Source organism: Streptomyces collinus (assembly GCF_031348265.1).
GTDB lineage: Bacteria > Actinomycetota > Actinomycetes > Streptomycetales > Streptomycetaceae > Streptomyces > Streptomyces collinus.
This window is the reverse complement of record NZ_CP133771.1, coordinates 1,788,345-1,802,951: the sequence shown is the minus strand read 5'-3', so window position 1 is coordinate 1,802,951 and position 14,607 is coordinate 1,788,345. Positions and strand designations below refer to the sequence as shown.

Annotated in this window: 14 protein-coding genes; 5 read left to right on the top strand and 9 right to left on the bottom strand. The window is 72.4% G+C overall.

Annotated elements, in window-relative coordinates; translation table 11 throughout:
- Positions 1 to 144 precede the first annotated feature (144 nt).
- Positions 145 to 1,359, bottom strand: a complete 1,215-nt coding sequence (locus RFN52_RS08070) for an acyl-CoA dehydrogenase family protein (protein WP_184844306.1) — start codon at positions 1,357 to 1,359, stop codon at positions 145 to 147.
- Positions 1,360 to 1,364: 5 nt separating this feature from the next.
- Positions 1,365 to 2,399: a phosphotransferase family protein gene (locus RFN52_RS08065; RefSeq protein WP_062925941.1), complete on the bottom strand. Its 1,035-nt coding sequence runs from the start codon at positions 2,397 to 2,399 to the stop codon at positions 1,365 to 1,367.
- 200 nt (positions 2,400 to 2,599) lie between these two features.
- Here RFN52_RS08065 and RFN52_RS08060 point away from each other — a divergent pair, with 200 nt between their 5' ends.
- Positions 2,600 to 3,550 carry an NADP-dependent oxidoreductase gene (locus RFN52_RS08060; protein ID WP_184844303.1) on the top strand — a complete coding sequence of 317 codons (951 nt, stop codon included), beginning with the start codon at positions 2,600 to 2,602 and terminating at the stop codon, positions 3,548 to 3,550.
- Positions 3,551 to 3,841: 291 nt separating this feature from the next.
- Here the strand turns inward: RFN52_RS08060 and RFN52_RS08055 are convergent, their stop codons facing one another.
- The 4 genes from RFN52_RS08055 to RFN52_RS08040 form a co-directional block, all read right to left on the bottom strand.
- A complete protein-coding gene (locus tag RFN52_RS08055; RefSeq protein ID WP_184844300.1) occupies positions 3,842 to 4,177 on the bottom strand; it encodes a DUF202 domain-containing protein in 336 nt (111 codons plus the stop codon).
- Positions 4,178 to 4,298: 121 nt separating this feature from the next.
- Entirely contained in the window at positions 4,299 to 4,691 is a 393-nt protein-coding gene (locus RFN52_RS08050) for a YidH family protein (protein ID WP_184844297.1), read from the bottom strand.
- A 10-nt stretch (positions 4,692 to 4,701) separates the two neighbouring features.
- Positions 4,702 to 5,262 carry an NUDIX hydrolase gene (locus RFN52_RS08045; protein ID WP_184844294.1) on the bottom strand — a complete coding sequence of 187 codons (561 nt, stop codon included), beginning with the start codon at positions 5,260 to 5,262 and terminating at the stop codon, positions 4,702 to 4,704.
- Positions 5,263 to 5,305: 43 nt separating this feature from the next.
- Positions 5,306 to 6,211 (bottom strand): DMT family transporter, encoded by a 906-nt coding sequence (locus RFN52_RS08040; RefSeq protein WP_184844291.1) that lies wholly within the window; start codon positions 6,209 to 6,211, stop codon positions 5,306 to 5,308.
- Between the two features lie 364 nt (positions 6,212 to 6,575).
- Here RFN52_RS08040 and RFN52_RS08035 point away from each other — a divergent pair, with 364 nt between their 5' ends.
- The 4 genes from RFN52_RS08035 (at position 6,576) to RFN52_RS08020 (ending at position 10,540) form a co-directional block, all read left to right on the top strand.
- Positions 6,576 to 7,526: a hypothetical protein gene (locus RFN52_RS08035; protein WP_184844288.1), complete on the top strand. Its 951-nt coding sequence runs from the start codon at positions 6,576 to 6,578 to the stop codon at positions 7,524 to 7,526.
- A gap of 34 nt (positions 7,527 to 7,560) precedes the next feature.
- Positions 7,561 to 9,096: an APC family permease gene (locus tag RFN52_RS08030; protein ID WP_184844285.1), complete on the top strand. Its 1,536-nt coding sequence runs from the start codon at positions 7,561 to 7,563 to the stop codon at positions 9,094 to 9,096.
- Positions 9,097 to 9,207: 111 nt separating this feature from the next.
- The gene (locus RFN52_RS08025; protein ID WP_184853826.1) at positions 9,208 to 9,933 is read left to right on the top strand and encodes a molybdopterin-dependent oxidoreductase; all 726 of its coding nucleotides are present in this window, start codon (positions 9,208 to 9,210) and stop codon (positions 9,931 to 9,933) included.
- A complete protein-coding gene (locus tag RFN52_RS08020) occupies positions 9,917 to 10,540 on the top strand; it encodes a cytochrome b/b6 domain-containing protein (RefSeq protein ID WP_184844282.1) in 624 nt (207 codons plus the stop codon). The genes RFN52_RS08025 and RFN52_RS08020 overlap by 17 nt, the downstream gene beginning before the upstream one ends.
- A gap of 793 nt (positions 10,541 to 11,333) precedes the next feature.
- Here RFN52_RS08020 and RFN52_RS08015 read toward each other — a convergent pair.
- Genes RFN52_RS08015 through RFN52_RS08005 form a run of 3 tightly spaced genes read right to left on the bottom strand, consistent with a single transcriptional unit; the run spans position 11,334 to position 14,561 of the window.
- Positions 11,334 to 12,365, bottom strand: coding sequence for an L-idonate 5-dehydrogenase (locus tag RFN52_RS08015; RefSeq protein ID WP_184844279.1), 1,032 nt, complete (start codon positions 12,363 to 12,365; stop codon positions 11,334 to 11,336).
- Between the two features lie 20 nt (positions 12,366 to 12,385).
- Positions 12,386 to 13,150, bottom strand: coding sequence for an SDR family oxidoreductase (locus RFN52_RS08010; protein ID WP_184844276.1), 765 nt, complete (start codon positions 13,148 to 13,150; stop codon positions 12,386 to 12,388).
- A gap of 13 nt (positions 13,151 to 13,163) precedes the next feature.
- A complete protein-coding gene (locus tag RFN52_RS08005; protein WP_184844273.1) occupies positions 13,164 to 14,561 on the bottom strand; it encodes a GntP family permease in 1,398 nt (465 codons plus the stop codon).
- Positions 14,562 to 14,607: the final 46 nt, after the last annotated feature.

Sequence of the window (14,607 nt, the reverse complement as noted above, 5' to 3'; positions counted from 1 at the left end):
AAAGGCTCCCTACCCCGATGGCCGGTCACGAGACCGTGCGAAGTTTCACACCCCGTCCACAACCCCGGGCGGCCGCCGCCCACCCGTCGGGACGCGCGGGCGGCGGAGGCGGTGAGGGGGCGAACACCCCACCGCCCGCACACGTCACAGGTACCGCTTCAGCTCCCGCCGCGCCAGCGACCGCTGGTGCACCTCGTCCGGCCCGTCCGCGATCATCAGCGTCCGCGCGCCGGCGTACAGCTCCGCCAGCGGGAAGTCCTGGCTCACCCCGCCGGCGCCGTGCAGCTGGATCGCCCGGTCGAGGATGTCCACCACCGCCCGGGGCGTGGCGATCTTGATCGACTGGATCTCGGTGTGCGCGCCCCGGTTCCCCACCGTGTCCATCAGCCACGCGGTCTTCAGCACCAGCAGCCGCAGCTGCTCCACGGTCACCCGCGCGTCCGCGATCCAGTTGTGGACGACGCCCTGCTGCGCCAGCGACTTCCCGAACGCGTTCCGGGACACGGCCCGCCGGCACATCAGCTCGATCGCACGCTCCGCCATGCCGATCAGCCGCATGCAGTGGTGGATCCGCCCGGGGCCGAGCCGCGCCTGCGCGATGGCGAAACCGCCGCCCTCCTCGCCGACCAGGTTCGAGACGGGCACGCGCGCGTGGTCGAAGATCACCTCGGCGTGACCGCCGTGGTAGTGGTCCTCGTACCCGAACACCTGCATGGCCCGCTTGATGGTGACGCCCGGGGTGTCACGCGGGACCAGCACCATCGACTGCTGGCGGCGGATGTCCTCCCCGTCCGGGTCGGTCTTGCCCATCACGATGTGGATCTTGCAGTCGGGGTGCATCGCCCCGGAGATGTACCACTTGCGGCCGGTGATGACGTACTCGTCGCCGTCCCGCTCGATGTGCGTGGTGATGTTGGTGGCGTCCGAGGAGGCCACGTCCGGCTCGGTCATCGCGAACGCCGAGCGGATCTCCCCGGCCAGCAGCGGCTCCAGCCACTGCTTCTGCTGCTGCTCGTCGCCGAACTGGGTGAGTACCTCCATGTTCCCGGTGTCGGGCGCCGCGCAGTTCGTCACCGTCGGCGCCAGCTGCGGGGAGCGGCCCATGATCTCGGCGAGCGGCGCGTACTGGAGGTTCGTCAGCCCGGCCCCGTACTCGGAGTCCGGCAGGAACAGGTTCCACAGGCCCTGCCGGCGGGCCTCGGCCTTCAGCTCCTCCACCACGGGCACGGTCTCCCACGGGGAGGCCAGCCGCTCGCGCTGTTGGTGCGCGACCTCCTCGGCCGGGTAGACGTACTCGTCCATGAAGGCGAGGAGCTTGGCGCGCAGCTCTTCGGTGCGCGCGTCATAAGCGAAGTCCATGTGGATCAGCCCTCCTGGAGGCCTTCGTGGAGCGTGGTCAGTCCGTGCCGGACGAAGACGGGCACGAGGTCGCCGATGCGGTCGAAGCCGCGCCCGACCGTCTGGCCCAGCGTGTAGCGGTAGTGGATGCCCTCGAGGATCACGGCGAGCTTGAACCAGGCGAACGCCGTGTACCAGGAGACCGCGGAGACGTCCCGCCCGGAGCGCGCGGCGTACCGCTCGATGAGTTCCGACGGCGCCGGATGCCCTGGGGCCTCGGCGGTCGTGGAGACGGGGGACTCGGGCATGCCGAGCGGCATGCTGTACATGACCAGCAGGCCGAGGTCGGTGAGCGGGTCGCCCAGCGTCGACATCTCCCAGTCGAGGATCGCCCGGATCGAGTCGTCCTCGCCGATCAGTACGTTGTCCAGCCGGTAGTCGCCGTGCACGACGGCCGGGGCGGGGGAGCCGGGCAGCTCGCGCCCGAGGGCCGCGTGCAGCTCGTCGATGCCGTCCAGGTCGCGGTTGCGCGAGGCGTCCAGCTGCTTGCCCCAGCGCCGCAGCTGCCGGTCCAGGAAGCCCTCGGGCCGCCCGAAGTCGGCGAGCCCCACCTCGCCCGGGTCGACCGCGTGCAGCTCCACCAGCGTGTCGACGAGGTTCAGCACCGCGCCCCGGGTCCGCTCCGGACCGAGCGGGACGAGCTGGTCGGCGGTGCGGTAGGGGGTGCCGTCGACGAACTCCATGACGTAGAACGGCGACCCGAGCACCTCCTCGTCCTCGCACAGCAGCACCGGCTCCGGGACCGGCACGGCGGTCGGGTGCAGCGCGCTGATGACCCGGTGCTCGCGCTTCATGTCGTGCGCGGTGGCCAGGACATGGCCGAGCGGAGGCCGGCGCACGACCCACCGGGAGGCGCCGTCGGAGACCGCGTAGGTGAGGTTCGACCGTCCGCCCTCGATCAGTCGGCCGGACAGCGGGCCGTTCACCAGGCCGGGCCGCTCGCGGTCGAGCAGGCCGCGCAACCGGTCGAGATCGAGTCCGGGCGGGTGGTCGGGGCTCATGTGTCGCTCCTACGGGCGGGGTGGACGGTTCCCGACTCATGATGCCGACCGGTCGGTATGTCGTCCAGAGCGGGGCCGAAACGTGATCGGAGCCACGATAGGCCGACGGCGTCCCCCCGCGAGGCGCCGGGGAGGTTTCGGCCGGTTCGTTCAGGCCATCCGGCTTGCGGGCCGTGCGGCGAGCCCGGAAGGTCGGACCCATGAAGGCCATCAGCTACTCACGGTACGGCGGACCCGAGGTGCTGGCGTTCGGGGAGGTCCGCGATCCGAAGGTCGGCCCGGACGCGGTGCTGGTGAAGGTGCGGGCGGCGGCCGTGAACCCCGTCGACTGGAAGGCCCGGGAGGGATACCTCGACGGGATCCTCGCCCCTGTCTTCCCCGTGGTGCCCGGCTGGGACGTCTCGGGCGTCGTCGTGCGGCCCGGCGTGGCCGTCTCGGAGTTCGACGTCGGGGACGAGGTCATCGGGTACGTGCGTGAGGACTTCCTCTCCCGCGGCACCTTCGCCGAGTACGTGGCCGCACCCCTGCGCACCCTCGCGCGCAAGCCGCGCAACCTCTCCTTCGAGGAGGCGGCCGGGCTGCCGCTGGTCGGGCTCACCGCCTACCAGGTGCTGATCAACGTGCTCCAGGTGAAGCAGGGCGAGACCGTCCTGGTGCACGCCGCGGCCGGGGGCGTCGGCTCGATCGCCGTGCAGCTCGGCGTTCATCTCGGCGCCCGGGTGATCGGTACGGCGAGCGAGCCCAATCACGACTTCGTGCGGGGCCTCGGCGGGGAGCCGGTGGTGTACGGCGAGGGCCTGGGCGAGCGGGTGCGCGGACTGGCCCCGGAGGGCGTGGACGCCGTGTTCGACACCGTCGGCGGGGACGCGCTGAAGGTGTCGGCGAACCTGCTGGCCCCCGAGGGCCGCCTGGTGTCGATCGCCGACAACGGCGTCGTCACCTACGGCGGCCGCTACTACTTCGTCCGCCCCGACGCGCAGGACCTCCAGCGCCTGGCCGACCTGGCGGAGCAGGGCGTGGTGAGCGTGCACGTCGACGCGGCGTTCCCCCTGGAGCGGGCCGCGGACGCGCACCGGCTGAACCAGGAGGGCCGCACCCGAGGCAAGATCGTCGTGACGGTGGACTGGGAGAGCGAGGGTGAGGGCGCCTGAGCGGGGGAGCCGCCCCGGGGCTGGTCGTGTGGATCAGGCCGCAGGACATCGACGGTGCTGTTCAGCGCCGGTGAGCGGGGCCCGGTGCGTGCGCGCAGGGCGGGTGCCGCGGCAGGGCGGCCGTTGGGCTTCACCGGAACGGCCGGCCGGATCCCGAGTACGGCGTCGACAAGGGCGCCGTCATCCTGCACAACGCCTGGATGCGCTGATCACACCCCGGCGGCACCGAGTTGCCGGTCGCGCGCGCCGGGCCCCGCGTCCGCGGCGTGAACCGAACGGCGGGCCCAGGTTCTAGAGGACGAGGGCGGCCCCGCACACCGCCATCGCCACCGTGCACAGCACCGCGGCCGCCGCGTGCCGGGGTGCGAAGGCCACGGGGCTCGGGGTGGCCGCGAGGGTGCGGATGCGCCGGTGGGCGACGCTCAGGAAGCCCAGCCAGAGCACACAGCACAGCGCGCCCGCTGTGACCCCGGCCGCCGACGCCCCGCCGTGCAGCACGGTCTTCACCGCGAGCACGGCGACGACGGTGCCCGACAGCGTCGTACGCCGCCACGCGAGCCGGGTCCGCTCGGGCTGCAACCCGGGATCGCGGTCGGGGTCCCGCGGCCGGGGTGCCGGGCTGCTCACAGCGCGCTTCCCGCGCGTACGGCGACTACGGTGCCCGACGGCGTCGTACGCCGGGGCCCCATGGGCTGCTGCGGTCCGGAGTCGCGGTCGGAGTCCCGCCGCCGGACGGCAGCCGGCGCGGTCACCCCTCCCACCCCACGAGCACCACCAGGACCATGGCGACGGCCACGACCGCGACGACGAGGCTCAGCAGCACCGGGAAGCGGGACACCGGCAGGTCCTCGCCCCGGCGCATGGCCCGCTCGCAGCGCACCCAGTGGTTGACGGCCCGCAGCGAGCACAGCACGCCCGCGCCCAGCAGCGCGAGCGCCAGCCCGACCCGCCAGGCCCAGCGCAGGTCCGGCAGGAACTGGTCCACGGCGAAGCCGCCGCCGATCAGCGCGAGCGCGGTGCGCAGCCAGGCCAGGAAGGTGCGTTCGTTGGCCAGCGAGAACCGGTAGTCGGGCGTCTCGCCGTCCTCCCGGACCTCCGCCGGTACGAACCACAACCGGACGTTCCGTACGAACTCGATCACGTGCGCGACCCTACCCGGCGTCCTGACCGGCTCCGCCCGAGCCGCCCGAGCCGCCCGAGCCGTCCGAGCGGAACGCCTTGAGCCGCTCGTATGCCGCCAGCCCGTCCGGCACCCACTCCCAGTCGCCCAGGCGCCGCTCGACCTCGGCCTCGGGCAGGAAGTCGTACCAGGCCACCTCCTCGGCCTGCGGCCGCACGGGCAGCTCGCAGCGCACCTCGTGGACCGCCGACCACCAGCTCCGGCCGGAGCCGTTGTCGTAGAGGAACGTGAAGAGGTGCCGCGGCTGCGGCAGGCCGCTCACGCCCAGTTCCTCCTCGGCCTCGCGCAGGGCCGCCGTCCCGTAGGACTCGCCCGCGCCGACGACCCCGCCGACGAACATGTCGTAGAGGGAGGGGAAGACCAGCTTGGTGGGGGTGCGCCGGTGCACGAAGATGCGGCCCTCGGCGTCCCGGGCCTGGATGAACACGCAGCGGTGGCGCAGTCCCCGGGCGTAGACCTCGCCGCGGGGGAACTGCCCGATGACCTGGTCGTGCTCGTCCACGATGTCGAGGATCTCGTCGGCAGCGCTCATGCCCTCATCCAAGCAGGGCGCGCGCCCCCGCCGCGGCAGGGTGTCAGGGCGAGGCCGGGCTCACCGCGGGTGCGGCCACCCGTGCCCGCTCCGGCGCCCCCTGCGGCATCGCCGGGTGCAGCCCCAGCAGCACGATCCCGGCGACCACGGCCAGCAGACCACCGGCCTCCCAGCCCAGGGCCATCGCGTCCGTGCGCAGCCGGTCGCCCAGGAAGCCGACGCCGCAGACGATCCCGGCGAGGGGCTGCGCCGCGGTCAGGGCGGGCAGCGACTTGCGCAGGGACGCGGTCTCGAACGCGCTCTGCACGAGGACCAGCCCCGTGACGCCCAGCGCGAGGACCGCGTACGGCTCCCAGCCGGTGAGCAGCTCGGCGAGGCCGCCTTCGGCGACCTTCTGCCCGCTGACCCGGGTCAGCGCGTCCTGCACGCCGTAGAGGAGTCCGGCGGCCAGGGCCAGCAGGACCGGGCCCGAGCCGAGCCGGGTCCGCCTGCCGTGCGTCGTGAGCAGCAGGGCGAGCCCGATCATGGCCCCGATGATCACCCACTGCCGGACCGGATCGGCCGTCGCGGCACCGCCCTCCGGCCGGCCCGCCACGATGAACGCCGTGACCCCGCCGGCCAGCAGGAGCAGGCCCGCCCAGCCCTGGCGGCCCAGTGGCTGCCGGGTCTGCTTGCGCGAGAGCGCGAGAGCGAAGAGCAGGTTCGTCGCCAGCAGGGGCTCCACCAGCGACAGCTCGCCCTGCCCCAGCGCGGCGGCGCCGAGCCCCATGCCGGCCACCATCAGCGCGATGCCGCCGAGCCAGCGCGGCACCTTCACGAGGTCGATCAGCAGACGGAAGGAGAGGAAGTCGCTCAGCGGGGCACGCTGAGCCGCGTTCTGCTGGAGGACGAAGCCGAAGCCCAGACAGCAGGCGGCGCCCAGGGCGAGCGCCAGTACTAGAACCGACACGCGGTGTACCTCGATCGTCAGGTCGGGTCACGGTTGCGTAGGGGCCGACTGTACCGGCCGGCTCCGCCCGGCGCGCCCGTACGTCATGCCATCGTCGGGGGCGTCGGCAGCCCACGCTATGACGTACGTCACAAAGGGCGAAACGGAAAAATCGGATGCCGCTCACACTGGTCTCTCCTGCCCCTCGGATCACAAAATCCTCACGAGTGACGGGAGTTGACGCGTGTAACGCACTGGCTGCCCTTGACGACGCCCCTTGGCGGGGGGTTGGCTGTGTGTGATCGGTTCATGGCAATGCGCACATCCGCGCTCCCTCTGCCGCCGTGAGCCGAAACACCAGAAGAGTGCGTGAGGAAGTCCCGCGGTGTCCCCACCCCCGCCTCCCCTCGGCCGTGGCCGCAGACGTGCCGCGCAGGCCTTCGACGAGGCCCTCGACGACGCCGACCTCATGGCCGCGCGCACCGCACTGGTGCAGGGCCGCTGGCAGAACGCCCGGTCCCTGCTGGTGCACACCGGGGACGACTGGGACCGGCGCGGCCACCGCGTCACCGTCCTCGCTCGGGAGTCCTCCTGCGCCGCGTGGGCCCGCGAGTGGCTGCTCGCCGAACCCGAGTCCGCCGACGCCTCCGTGCTGCTCGCCCTCGCCCAGGTCCGGCGCGCCCTGCACGGCAAGGCCAAGCCGGTCCGGGCCCGCGAGGCCTGCCAGGCCGCCGCGACCCGTGCCCCCGCCGACCCCACCCCCTGGCTCGGCCTGTTCATGCTGGACTGCGCGGTCGGCGCCGACCAGGACGTGGTTCGCGGTTTCGAGGCGGTCCGCGCCCGCTACGCCGACCACCACCACGCCCACCATCTGATGGTCGCCCGGCTCGCCGCCCGCCGTACCGAGGCCGGTCCGGATCCGCTGCACGAGGTCTACGACTTCGCCAACTGGGCCGCCGAACAGGCCCCTGCCGACTCCCCGCTCGCGATCCTGCCGGTCATCGCACACGCCGAGCGCTACCGCGTGCTGGCCGCCGCCGGGCACGAAAGCGCCGACCCGGCCGCCTCCGGCCACTGGACGGGCCGCCGCGCCCGGCAGGTCATGAAGGCCGCCTTCGACTGGTGGCTGGAGTGGGAGCTGGAGGGGCACCCGCGGCGGCTGATCGACCTGAACTTCCTCGCCCACGCCAAGTTCTGCGAGGGGCGGGGCGCCGAGGCCGCCGCCCTGTTCCACCGGATCGGCCGCCACGCCACCCCGGCGCCCTGGTCGTACCCGGACCGCGACCCGCACACCGCCTTCGCCGCCGCCCGCGCCGGCGCGCTCGGCACGGCCTGACACCCCCGACCCGAAGAGTGAGGACGCTCCCCCGATGACCACGGACAGTTCGAGAACGAGCACCACCGCCTCCGGCGGCATCAGTACGTTCAAGGGGGAGGAGCGTGCCCTGCGCGCCGACCGGCTCGGCACCGGGGGCCTGCTGCTCTCCGTCCTCGCTGCGACCGCCCCGCTCATGGTCGTCGCGGGTGTCATGCCCACTACATTCGCGGTGATGGGCATCGTCGGCCAGCCGCTGCTCTTCGTCGTCCTCGGCGTCGTCCTGATCCTGTTCAGCGTCGGATACGCCGAGATGAGCCGCCACGTCCACAACGCCGGCGCCTTCTACGCGTACATCTCCCGCGGCCTCGGCGGCACCGCGGGCGCGGGCGCCGCCCTGGTGGCCCTCGTCGCCTACAACGCGCTCCAGGTCGGCATCTACGGCATCTTCGGCTTCGAGGTCTCCGGGCTCCTCGCCACCTACGCCGACGTGCAGATCGCCTGGTGGATACCGGCGCTCGTGGCCGTGCTCGCCGTCGGGCTGCTCGGCTGGCTCAAGATCGACGTCAACGCCCGTGTGCTGGGCGTGCTGCTGGTCATCGAGGTGCTCCTCGTCGTCGTCTTCGACATCGCCGCGATCGCCGACCCCGGCAAGGAGGGCCTGTCGCTGCACGCCTTCAACCCCGACACCCTCACCGGCGCGGGCGTCGGCACCGCGCTGTGCTTCTGCATCGCCGCGTTCCTCGGCTTCGAGCAGGCCCCCGTCTACGCCGAGGAGACCAGCCGCCCGCACGTCCTGGTGCCGCGCGTGATGTTCCTCGCCGTCGGCGGGGTCGCCGTCTTCTTCGCGCTGAGCAGCTGGGCCCTCACCGTGGCCACCGGCCCCGCCGCCATCGTCGGCACGTCCCAGAAGCAGAGCGCCGGGCTGCTGTTCTTCCTCACCGAGTCCCGCCTCGGCGGCACCTTCACGGACGTCCTGCACGTCCTGTTCGTCACCGGCATGTTCGCCGCGCTGCTCAGCTTCCACAACGTCGTCGCCCGCTACGCCTTCGCCATGGGCCGCGAAGGCCTCCTGCCCGCCGCCTTCGGCCGCACCAGCGGCAGCAGCGGCGCCCCGGGCACCGGCTCGCTGCTCCAGACCGTCGTGGCCGTGGTGGTCGTGGTCGCCTTCGCCATCGCCGACGACAAGCCGGCCGGCGACCCGACCGCGCCCGTCCTCCAGCTGTTCACCTGGTTCGGCAACATCGGCGCCCTCGGCGTGATCGTGCTGATGGCGGCGGCGTCCCTGTCCGTCGTCGTCTTCTTCGCCCGCCGCGGCGCCGCCGGCACCCAGGCCTGGCGGCTGGTCACGTCCGCCCTCGCGGGCATCGCCCTGCTGGTCATCGCCGGCTACACGGTGAAGGACTTCGAGGTGCTGGTCGGCGCCGGCCCCGACTCGTCGCTGAGCTGGGTGCTGCCCGGCATCATCGGCCTCGCGGCACTCGCCGGAGTGGCCCTCGGCCTGGTGCTGCGCGTCCGTGCCCCCGAGAAGCACGCCCGGATCGGCCTCGGCAACGAGGCGTTCCAGCTCGACAAGGCGGCCTCCTCCTGACGCGCTCCGCGTAAGAAGTGGTTACGGAAATCTGACGAGCACCCGCGATCCCTGTCCTGCCGGGGCCGCGGGTGTTCGAATGAGTACGTGAACGAGGACGTACATCAGGGTGTGAACGACGAACACCCCGAGGAGCGGGGCACCCCGATCGGCCGCCGCGTCTTCCTCGGCACCCTCGCCCTGGGCGCCGCCGGCGTCGTCGCCGCGCCCCCGCTGCAACGCGGCCTGGAGGCCTTCCTCGGCGGAGCGGCCGACAAGGACCCCACGGGCCTGACCGGCCTGCTCCCCAACGGCGGCGGCTTCCGCTACTACTCGGTCGCCTCGTCGGTCCCGCGCAAGGACGCCGGCAGCTACCGCCTCACCGTGGACGGCCTGGTCGACCGCCCCACGACCTACACCCTCCACGACCTCAAGGCCCTGCCCCAGACCCGCATGGTCCGCGACGTCCAGTGCGTCACGGGCTGGCGCGTCCCCGACACACCCTTCGAGGGCGTACGCCTGTCCCGGCTCCTGGACGCCGCCCGGGTCCGCCCCACGGCCAAGGCCATCCGCTTCACCTGCTTCGACGGCACGTACACCGAGAGCCTCACCCTCTCCCAGGCCCGCCGCGCGGACGTCCTGGTCGCCCTGCGCATGCAGGACAAGGACCTCGGCCACTCCCACGGCGGCCCGGCCCGCCTCTATGTCGCCCCCATGTACTTCTACAAGTCCGCCAAGTGGCTCTCCGGCATCACCGTCACCGACGAGGTCCGGCCGGGCTACTGGGAGAAGCGCGGCTACGACATCGACGCCTGGGTGGGCCGCTCGAACGGACGCGACGATGCCCCTACGAGCTGACACACCACCGGCCACGGCCGATGTCCGCCGCTTCACCCCGCTCCAGCGCTGGATCCACCGCACCACGGCCGCCCTGATGGGCATCTGCGTCGTCACCGCGGCCTGCCTCTACGTCCCCCAGCTCGCCGAACTCGTCGGCCGCCGCGCCCTGGTCGTCACCCTGCACCAGTGGGCCGGCCTCGCCCTGCCCGTCCCCGTCCTGGCCGCCCTCGCCTCCCGGGCGTTCCGCGCCGACCTCGGCCGCCTCAACCGCTTCGGCCCGCACGACCGCACCTGGCTGCGTGCCGCCCTGCACCGCGACAAGCGCCACGCCTCCCGCCCCGCGGCCAAGTTCAACGCCGGGCAGAAGCTCTACGCGTCCTGGATCGCCGGCGCCACGCTGGTCATGCTCGCCACGGGCCTGATGATGTGGTTCACCCACCTCACCCCCCTGCTCTGGCGCACCAGCGCCACCTTCGTCCACGACTGGCTGGCCCTCACCATCGGCATCGTCCTGGCGGGCCACATCGGCATGGCCCTGGCGGACCCGGAATCCAGAAGGGGCATGCGGACCGGGTCGGTGAGCCGTGAGTGGGCGGAGCGGGAGCACCGGCTGTGGCGACCGTGAGCGACCGGGGCCCGGTCGCCCGACATCGCGCCTGCGCCGAACGTAGGCGACCGTGACGACCCCGAGCAGTGGACCCCACAGCAACAGAGGGGCGTAGCAGACGTGGAACACGGCGCTCTCCCAGCCGCCCGCCGCTGTCGGGTAGTCAGGCGGGAGCGGTTCTCCCCGCAGGGTCACCCCGGCAGTCTCCGCGACGTAGGCGGCGGTCCAGAGGGCCGTCAGCATTACCGCGCCGAAGGCGGCAGGCCAGACCGCGGCCGCGGTCGGCACCCTGCGCCCACGCAGCAGTGGGACCCAGCGGGGGAACACCTCGCCCCACCCGGCGATCAGCCCGACGGCCGTGAACGCCACCAGTTCGGAGAGCGCCGAAAGCAGGACCACGTAGACCTCACCAGGCAGCCACGACGGCAGGCTCCCGGTCTTACCCGCTGTGTCCTCGTCGACGAACGCCACCAGAACCCGCCACACGCTCGACGGCAACACGGTGAACGGTATGGCGTAGGCGGCGATCCGACCCCACCTCGGCACCCCCGCCACCGGAGCGTGGGCGGCAGCCCAGACGGTGCGCATCCGGCCCGGAGGGCGCGTGGCCCCGGACGGTGTGACGGGTGAGACAGTGCTGGTCACGAGCGGTCCTCCCCTGCAGCGGCAACGCCTGCTCGGCGATGTTCCCAAGGTGCCACTCTGTCGACCTGCGGGAATCACTACACGGAAGGAACCGGCTCCGCCGCCCGGGCGGGCCGGGGTTCAGTACCAGGGATGACGCGCGGGAGCCGCCCGGCCTCCACAACGCCTACAGCAGCGCGGCGAAATCCAGCAGCACCTTGCAGGACCGACTCCGGTCAGCCGCCAGGGCAAAAGCCGACTCGGCGTCCCCCACGGGAACCACCGCACTGACAAGCCCGTCGAACGCCGGCTCCACCGCCAGCAACGCCAGCGCCTCGTCGAACTCCGTGTCGAAGCGGAACGCTCCCCGCAGCTCGATCTCCCGGCTCACCACCAGGTTCCCGGCGAAGGAACTGTGCCCTGGCGGCAACATCCCCAACTGCACGACGACCCCACCCCGCCGGGCCCGCCGCAGACACGCGTCGAGGCCCGCGGCCACCCCGGACGCCTCGATGGCCACATCGACCTCGTCGGGCCACCCGGCATCGTCGGGATCGTCGGCGCGAACAACCGTCCCGGCACCGGCGACCCGGGCGTACTCCAATGCCTCGGGCAGGAGATCCGTCACCGTCACGTTCGCGGCACCCGCCGCCCTCGCCGCCGCGACCACGAGACACCCGATGGGTCCGGCGCCGGTGACCAGAACGTGCCGGCCCCGAACGTCCCCGGCCCGCCGCACCGCGTGCAGCGCCACCGACAGCGGTTCGGCGAGTGCCGCCCGCCGCAGGCCGAGGCCGGGCGGCAGAGGCCGCACCTGCGCGGCGGGTACGACGACTCGGGCGGCGAAACCGCCCTGGACGTGCGGGAAGCGGGCCGCGCTGCCGAGGTAGCGCGTGTCCCGGCACACGTTCCGCCGCCCGCCCGCGCACTCCGGGCACACCCCGCACGGAGTCGCCGGATGCACGGCGACGGCGGTGCCGGGAGCCGGCCCCGTGGCACCGGGGCCGTACGCCACAACCGTCCCGACGACCTCGTGCCCGAGCACCATCGGCTCCCGCAGCCGGAAGTCACCGACCCCGCCGTGCCGCCAGTAGTGCAGATCGGACCCGCACACCCCGCCGTACCGCACGGCGACCAGCGCCTGACCCGGCCCGGGCTCCGGCATGGGCAACTCCGCCACTCGCAGGTCGCCCTGACCGTGGATCACACACCCCAGCATCACAGCCGCCTCCCGGCAGGTCACAGCACGCTCGTCATACCGCCGTCTACATACAGCACCTGCCCGCTGACGAAGTCCGCCGCGGGGGAGGCGAGGAACAGCAACCCGCCCACCAGGTCCTGCGTACGGCCCCAGCGCCCGGCCGGCGTACGCCGCCGCACCCAGGAGCTGAACTCCTCGTCCTCCACCAGCGGCCGGGTCAGCTCGGTCTCGATGTAACCCGGGCCGAGCCCGTTGACCTGCACACCGCTCGGGCCCCAGTCGGCGCACATGCCCTTGGTGAGCATCTTCAGCGCGCCCTTGGTGGCGGCGTACGGCGCGATCCCGGGCCGTACCACCTCGCTCTGCAGCGAGCAGATGTTGATGATCTTCCCGCGGCCCCGTTCCGTCATCCGGCGCGCCGCCTCACGGCCGACCAGGAAGGCACTGGTCAGATTGGTGTCCAGGATCCGGTGCCAGTCGGAGTCGGTGAACTCCAGCAGCGGGGCGCGCAGTTGCATGCCCGCGTTGTTGACGAGGATGTCGAGCGGGCCCACCCGCTCCTCGACCTCGGCGACCCCCGAGGCCACCGATGATCCGTCCGTCACGTCGAACGAGGCCGTGTGCACCCGGTCGCCGGGCAGCCCGGCGGCGGCCTCGGCGAGCCGGTCCTTGTCACGTCCGTTCAGGACGACCGTGCAGCCGGCCTCCGCCAGACCGCGCGCGAGGGCCAGTCCGATGCCCCGGCTGGAGCCGGTGACCAGGGCCGTACGGCCGCCGATGTCGAAGAGGGGATGAGCCGTCATCGCCGCAGCACTCCTAGATCACGAGGGACAACAGCAGGACGATGCCGCCGGCGACCACCGAGATGATCGTCTCCATGACGGACCAGGTCTTGATGTTCTGGCCGACGCTCAGCCCGAAGTACTCCTTCACCATCCAGAACCCGGCGTCGTTGACATGGCTGAAGAAGAGCGAGCCGGCGCCGATGGCCAGGACGAGAAGGGCCGCGTGCGTGCTGGACATGTCCGCCGCGAGCGGGGCGACGAGACCGGCGGCCGAGACCGTGGCCACCGTCGCCGAACCGGTCGCGAGGCGGATCACCACCGCGATCAGCCAGGCCAGCAGCAGCGCCGGGATCGCCCAGTCCTGGGAGATGTCCAGGACCATCTGGCCCACGCCGGTGTCGATCAGCGTCTGCTTGAAGCCGCCACCCGCGCCGACGATCAGCAGGATGCCCGCGATGGGCATGAGGCTCTTCTCGACGAGCGGCGATATCCGCTCCTTGGAGAACCCGGCGGGCCGCAGCAGCGTGAAGATGCCGACCAGCACCGAGGCGAGCAGCGCGATCATCGGCGCACCGATCACGTCGAAGACGCGCTGGACGAGGTTCTCCGGGTCGTCGATGACGATGTCGACGAGCGCCTTGGCCAGCATGAGGATCACCGGCAGCAGGACCGTGAAGAGCGTGGCGCCGAAGCCGGGGCGCTTGTCGAGCTCCTCGGAGGCGCGCTGCGGGATCATCTTCTCGGGTGCGGGGACGTCGACCCAGCGGGCCGCGTACTTCGAGAACACCGGACCGGCGATGATCACGGTGGGGATGGCGACGAGGACACCGAGCGCCAGGGTGATGCCGAGGTCGGCGCCGACCGCGTCGATCGCGACCAGCGGACCGGGGTGCGGCGGCACGAGGCCGTGCATCACGGACAGACCCGCGAGCGCCGGGATGCCGATGCGCATCAGCGAGTAGTTGCCGCGCTTGGCGACCATCAGCACGACCGGGATCAGCAGCACGATGCCGACCTCGAAGAACAGCGGCAGGCCGATCACGGAGGCGATCAGCACCATCGCCCACGGCATCGACCGTCCGCCGGCCCGGTCGAGGATGGTGTCGACGATCTGGTCGGCGCCGCCGGAGTCGGCGAGCATCTTGCCGAGGATCGCCCCGAGGGCGATCAGCACACCGACGCCGGCGACCGTGGTGCCGAGGCCGGCGCTGAAGCTGGTGAGCACCTTGTCCAGCGGCGCCCCGGCGATCGCGCCGAGCGTCAGTGACCCGATGGTCAGTGCCAGGAAGGCGTGCAGCTTGAACTTCGTGATGAGCAGGACGATGACGGCGATGCCCGCCAGGACGGCGATGCCCAGCTGAGCGTGGCCGGCCGAGGTGATCGGCTCGGGTGCGTCCGCTGCCAGCATCTCGACGCTGAGTCTGGTCACGGGGGTGAGTTCCCTTGCGTTGGGGGAGTAGGGGGAGCGGCAGGGC